The sequence below is a fragment of the Porphyromonas sp. genome (genome assembly GCF_030529325.1).
Lineage (GTDB): Bacteria > Bacteroidota > Bacteroidia > Bacteroidales > Porphyromonadaceae > Porphyromonas_A.
Map to the genome: position 1 here is coordinate 23,969 of NZ_JAUMXC010000023.1, position 6,313 is coordinate 30,281.

Annotated in this window: 7 protein-coding genes; 5 read left to right on the forward strand and 2 right to left on the reverse strand. The window is 47.5% G+C overall.

Translation table 11 applies throughout. From position 1 onward, the window contains the following. Window positions 1–86 precede the first annotated feature (86 nt). Entirely contained in the window at window positions 87–1,112 is a 1,026-nt protein-coding gene (hemH, locus tag Q4A14_RS05140; RefSeq protein ID WP_303170432.1) for a ferrochelatase, read from the reverse strand. Window positions 1,113–1,377: 265 nt separating this feature from the next. On the opposite strand from hemH, the gene Q4A14_RS05145 reads away from it, so the two are divergent. From Q4A14_RS05145 to Q4A14_RS05165, 5 genes are all read left to right on the forward strand, one after another. Beyond that, entirely contained in the window at window positions 1,378–2,466 is a 1,089-nt protein-coding gene (locus Q4A14_RS05145) for a tyrosine-protein phosphatase (protein WP_303170433.1), read from the forward strand. A 66-nt stretch (window positions 2,467–2,532) separates the two neighbouring features. After that, window positions 2,533–2,988 carry a single-stranded DNA-binding protein gene (locus tag Q4A14_RS05150; RefSeq protein WP_303170436.1) on the forward strand — a complete coding sequence of 152 codons (456 nt, stop codon included), beginning with the start codon at window positions 2,533–2,535 and terminating at the stop codon, window positions 2,986–2,988. A 65-nt stretch (window positions 2,989–3,053) separates the two neighbouring features. Then, a complete protein-coding gene (gene gldE, locus Q4A14_RS05155) occupies window positions 3,054–4,400 on the forward strand; it encodes a gliding motility-associated protein GldE (RefSeq protein ID WP_303170437.1) in 1,347 nt (448 codons plus the stop codon). Continuing rightward, the gene (locus tag Q4A14_RS05160) at window positions 4,360–5,052 is read left to right on the forward strand and encodes a 4'-phosphopantetheinyl transferase superfamily protein (RefSeq protein WP_303170438.1); all 693 of its coding nucleotides are present in this window, start codon (window positions 4,360–4,362) and stop codon (window positions 5,050–5,052) included. Before gldE ends, Q4A14_RS05160 begins: the two co-directional genes overlap by 41 nt. Before the next feature lie 68 nt (window positions 5,053–5,120). Further along, window positions 5,121–5,720 carry a hypothetical protein gene (locus Q4A14_RS05165; RefSeq protein WP_303170440.1) on the forward strand — a complete coding sequence of 200 codons (600 nt, stop codon included), beginning with the start codon at window positions 5,121–5,123 and terminating at the stop codon, window positions 5,718–5,720. A 264-nt stretch (window positions 5,721–5,984) separates the two neighbouring features. Here Q4A14_RS05165 and Q4A14_RS05170 read toward each other — a convergent pair. Continuing rightward, the coding region (locus Q4A14_RS05170) for a transposase (RefSeq protein WP_303170441.1) at window positions 5,985–6,313 on the reverse strand (329 nt) is incomplete at its 5' end.

The following is a 6,313-nucleotide window of genomic DNA, read 5'->3' on the forward strand; positions in this document are numbered from 1 at the left end:
GACTTTAATCAGCATAAGATGCTGTCGATGTCCAATTTACACTTTTATTTCCTGAGCGCAAAATATATCATGACACTTCTCTCACTTCAGAGACCGGGAGGAAGGAGCTCCGAGAGTGGGAGGGTACACGTCTTTGCGATGGACAACAAGGCTTGAGCCGTGGCATCGTCATCGTTGAGACAAGGGACAAAGTCCAAGACATCTCCTCCGGCATGACGGAAGTCCTCTTCGGCCTCGTAACCTATCTCATCGACACTCTCAAGACAGTCGCAGACAAACGACGGACAGACCACGACTATACGCTTATACCCTTCGGACGGGAGGCTCTTTACTCTATCTATGGTAGCAGGAGAGAGCCACTTGTGATGCCCGAATCGTGACTGGTAACAGATTTCGTGTGTCACTCCTCCGATCGAGGAGAGCAACGGGTGAGCCAAGGCAAGCCTTGTCATCTCTGTGCATTGCCAAGGGTAGTCGTATAGGGGTTGGTCTACGTATGGATCGACCTGATAGAGGGGTATACCGTGGAAGGAAAAGACCACATGGTCTCCTGCTCTGACATGCGCCGAAAGGCTTCGGGCAAAGGCTTCGACATACTCCGGATGACCGTAGTAGGGCTTGACGCACCTGAGACTCATGGAGAAGAGTCCGGCCCTCTGAGCGATATCCCGGACATGGATAACAGCGGTCTCAAAACTGCTGATGGCATAGTGAGGAAAGAGTGGCAGGAGTATGACCTCTGTCTTACCGAGAGCATGGAGCTCTGCCAAGGCGGTGCGCACACTGTCACGCTCGTACCGCATGGCACAGCGCACGGTGATCCCACTGAGGGCTTCCATCTTTTGGGACAGACGGTGAGAGTACACACGCAACAACGGCCCTTCGTCAGACCATATGCGTTGGTACTTTTTGATCGAACTTTTTGCCCTCAGCGGAGCGATAAGACCTCTCACGAGCAGGTGACGAAGTGGTGGTGCCAAGCCTATGATACGACTGTCCGTGAGAAAACGGATGAGATACTTGCGGACTTCTGATGGAGTGAGAGCGGCGGGAGATCCCGTATTGATGAGCAGGATGGCCGTATGTTGATTGATGGAAGATGAGTCGGACATTAGTTGTTTCGAGGAGAGCAGTGAGAGATATCGGGCACTATACGATTACTTCACATGCCATTTTGAGATGATAAAGATTAAATTAGTGTGAAAATACAGAAATGAAGAATCTTAATTCATTCTTCTAATTATCTTTGCGAAAGATAACTTATGAAGGATGAGTGACTGTTACAAAGTTATCCTTTTTTCTTTAGATTTTGGTGCGACACTTTGCAATACAATAAGGTCTATGCTTACCGAAAGATTTAAGTCGATTTTGACTGCTATGAGACCAACGGTATGGGTATGCTTGTTGGCAATCCTCTTTGAGGGACTGTCGGCATGTGCACCGCAAGCCCAATTCATAGACGCCTCTACCAAGCGTGACGAAGTGGGGAACTACGTGATACATTGGGAGACCATGCCGGTGATGAATGGCAAGGTAGACATCTTCGTATCGGATGATCCGCACTCCTTCCCCTCTGACCCGATGATCACCGCACCTATCGCTCACCAGATGGTGAAATACATCCCTGCGGATCAGGTATCAAGGAAGTTTTTCCTATTGGTATTCAACCAAAACCACAAGACCGTCACGGCCGTACGCCTTCCCAATACGGATAGTTCGATCAACTTGAGAGATATCGGCGGCTACGTGACGACTTCCGGAAAGGCGGTATCTTGGGGCATGATAGCACGATCAGGGGCTTTGGTGGACATAAGCAAAAAGGACAGAGTACTCCTGTCAAATCTCAGACTCAGATCCCGTGTGATACTGTCCGAGTCTGTCTATGGCAATGAAACACACGGCGACCTGCCCGATGTACCTACCCTCGTCATCCCCACCGAGGTAGGCTACAACTATTCCGAGCATATACAGGATATCAAGACCGGTGGTCTATCTGCCGAAGGAGTGCGCCAAAAGCAGCAAGAATACTTCAAAGACCTGGCTTACAAAAACAAAGCTCAATTTTCCGAAGCCTTGCACTTCCTCCTTGAACCTGCCAATTACCCCGTCCTCATCTCCGACACTTTTGGCAAAGACAGAGTGGGATTCTTCATCATGCTCCTGCAGAGTATTCTCGAAGTCAGCCACAACGATATCATCAGAGAATACACCGAAACCAACCATGTGCTCTCTGCCTCTCGCCTGTTTCCCGATGGATACAAATACTCCAGCGAGGTACAAGAGACCCTTACCGAGTTTTTCAGATGTCGCGATACGGATCTCAACAATATGATAGGCTACTTGGTAAAGCGCCACGGCAGCATGTCCAAGTATATAGCAGAGGTACTTGATTTCGGGATGTCCAAGCAGAGACAATTACAGTGTCTTCTCCTTTTCAATGCCAAACTCCCAGAGATGTCAAAGTAAACCGCCTCACCACGTGGAGTTTCATAGCGTTATTGAAAAAATGTGTACCTTTGACTCCATATTGTTATGTCGTACAACAAAGTCATACTCATAGGCAATGTCGGCAAGGATCCGGAGGTAAAGTACTTCGATCGTGATAGTTGCATCGCCACATTTACGTTGGCAACCAACGAAAGGGGATACACCAAACAAAACGGAGAAGAGGTCGCTACTCTGACGGACTGGCACAACATCAAGACATTCAAGCATACAGCGATGTTTGTGGAAAAGTACGTTCGCAAGGGGGCGCATCTGTTTGTCGAGGGGAGGTTACACTACAGAGATTTCGCAGATAAACTCGGACACTCTCAGCGTGTGACTGAGATCGTCGCCGACAGAGTCGAACTATTGGGACGTGGACAAGGGCTCAAAACACCGGAGACAGAGACTCCGCCGGCCTCTACACGGACAAGTGACGACAGTGACAAGTTCAAGAAATACACCGATATCATCAAGGGGAAAGACCCTGATTTGCCTTTCTGATGCACCACTCCGGCGCAAGATCGGCTCGATGATGTCTGACACATTAAATGCTAAGTACCAACTAAGTGGACATTGACGATTATTTACAGCAGGTATTTGCTGACATTACGGTTTCGCCCCTGACTTGGGGCACGGGCATCGCCCTCATTGCGGTTATCATCCTCCTGATGCTTTCGGCATATATGTCGGGCTCCGAGGTAGCATTTTTTTCTCTCTCTCCCGCTCATCTCGATGAGATACGCAACAGCAAAGACAAGAGAGACAATCTCATCCAACTCTTACTTGCAGACTCCGAGCGACTACTGGGAACAATCCTTGTAGGTAACAACATGGTCAATGTCGCTATCGTCATGATCTCCAACTATATCGTGAGCGAGACTTTCGACTTTGCTTCCGCCCCTATACTCGGATTTATAGTACAGGTGGTGTTGCTCACGTTCCTCCTTCTCCTTTTTGGAGAAATCCTCCCGAAGATATACTGTCAAAATAAGGCACTTGAATTTTCGCGTTTTGCAGCAGGCGCCATGAGCAAGTTGGAGATACTCTTTGCCCCCCTTTCCCGACCTCTTGTGGCTCTCGGTGGTCGCATCACCAAGTCCATGCGAAAGAAGACTTATGACCTCTCCGCGGATGAACTATCCAAGGCCATACAGCTCACGACGGAAACGAGCGAAGAGCAGGGCTTGCTCAATGAGATCGTCAAGTTTTACAGCAAGACGGCTTCCGAAGTCATGACCCCACGTGTTGATATCGTCGCTCTCGAGCACAACACGCCCTATCGGGAAGTGCTCGGGTTTGTCATCGACAAAGGATATTCGCGTATCCCTGTGTATGATGAGCGTATCGACAACATGAAAGGGATTCTTTATATCAAAGATCTCCTACCCCACTTGTCCGATGAGGACTCTTTCCACTGGCAGAGTCTCCTGCGTCCGGTGTTCTATGTACCCGACTCGAAGAGGGTAGACAGACTGCTTGAGGATTTCAGAGAGCAAAAGATACACATGGGTATCGTGGTGGACGAATTTGGGGGGACCTCGGGTCTCGTGACGATGGAAGACCTCCTCGAGGAGATCGTCGGAGAGATCTCGGACGAGTATGACGATGATGACTGTCTGTACCGAGAAGAGGCGGACGGCTCGTATGTCCTCGATGCCAAGTTGTCCCTCGTGGACTTCATCCGTATCGTCAAGATCGAAGAGTCTCCACTCATCGAAGAGATGAAGGAGGAAGTGGATACCATCGGAGGTATGTTGCTTGAAATCAAGGGAGAATTTCCCGTTGTGGGCGAAGAGATAAAGGTCGATGAACACAGATTTATCATCCTTGAAATGGGACGTCGACGTATCTCCACAGTCAAGTTTATCAAACGTGAAGAGGTCGCCGAAGACGGTGATAAGGGCAATGCCTGACCTTGCGACACACATACATTGCGCTCAACAGACAAGTATCTATCTTGTAGACATACGTCCGCTCATAAAGCGAGACCGCGACAAGGCACAGCAGCTCCTTGTACAACAAATGGTTGTCAGGGCGCTGCTGTGCTATTTGTTGGGTGATGATGTTGCCCTTGCACACGAAGCCAACGGCCGCCCCTATCTCGCCTCTCATCCGGATCTGTCACTATCCATATCTCACTGTCCCACAGCTGTGGCTGTAGCTTTGGCATCCAATACCACAACCATAGGTATAGACATAGAGTCCAAGAGCGGTAAAGCAGCCAAGCTCCTCAAAAGGTATGCCTCGGAGCAAGAACAAGCACGGATGAAAGAAGATAACACTTCTCCCATAGAGCTTTGGAGTGCCAAGGAAACGGTGTACAAACTCTCAGGAGGTGAGATCAAGGGCTTTGGAGAAAAGATAATATACCAAGGGCGTGAGGGCGAGACGATACTGATGTCATCCATGCCGGAGGGACAGATCCCCCAACTCCATCACGTCCGAGTCGTCCCCCTACCGGATGGCGATACCGTCCTCACCTTTGCCACCTACCCATCAACCTCAGATCATTCCCCTTCCATACATCATGTGGATCAGAGCTTGTTGTCGATCCAAGGGATATAGATGTCTTTGTGTGTTGTTATGGTTTGAACCTAAAGGAATAATTTAATACTCATAAAAATCATCTCGTTATGAAAAAAGCGACTTTTATTACCTTCTTTGCTCTTGCCGTGCTGCTCTTGTTGCCCTCTTGCAAAAAGAAATCGCCGGAGTTGTCTTACAGACGTTATCATATCGGTATATACTACTCAGTAGAAGGACTTAAAGTCCGGAGATATGAAGATGTCAAAGGCTCTTGGGCTATCGGCATGATTCGAGGGCAGCAGGTCACAATCGACAGTAACCCAAAACTCTTTACAGAGTATGCATTGGCTCATGGAGAGAAAGGAGAGGAAAAGATCTATAGCGCATTCCCAACTTCAATGGCTCCTACGAACATAAAACTTATTACCATCACTCAAAATGGAAAGGATATTTCCTCTCATTTTACTTTGACGTGTACTACCGAGAAGCATAGGATTTTCAAGACAGATGAAAATCAGATTGAAAAGAATCTTGCAGAGGTTACCTTGGAAGACTATGGGTGGCTCAATCATAGCGAATTCTATATCAATGTGGTAAAAGATTTTTCGTTACCTTTTGAGGGTCTAATACTGAACATGACCCTGAAGGAAGGGAAGGTCATCTCTGTACCTCTGAAAGTAGGGCCATTGGATGCTGAAGAACGATAATTAAGCAAGTCACACCCACGTTTCGGCAGGGTGTGACTTATTTTTACACTTAGAAAATCAGGTTACTAAGTTTGCACAAAAAGAAAGTAACAATAAAGGGCTGATCCCTCTTATCCGGATCAGCCCTATCTATATCGGGATTCAATAAAGTTTTATCGGAGATCAATTTGAATGGCTCATAAGCGAGGACTATCGACTGTAATCGATTGGCTCAGAAATCATGCGCATTATCTTTGTCCGGACTTAAAAGCACGCCAGTTCGATTTAAGCGCAAGTAGGAAGTTTAGGATTTCTGACGATTTCAATATTCAGTTCAGGCTTTTTAGGGAGGAAGTTGTAAGCAATCAGCCCCGAGATAAGGTTGGTAAGAAAATTGTTAACACTACGATGTCTGGTATGCTCTATCCGGTAGACGTTTTTGAGCATATCATTGACGGTCTCAATGAGAGCTCTTTTCCTTAGTAACACCTTGTCGTAAAGATGCATAAGAGAGTTCTTCATGTTCTTTTTGACTCTTGTGATCATGTGAATATCATCGACAAAGAGTTGATCAAAAAGACTTTGGGAAATATATCCTCTATCTCCGATGAGTT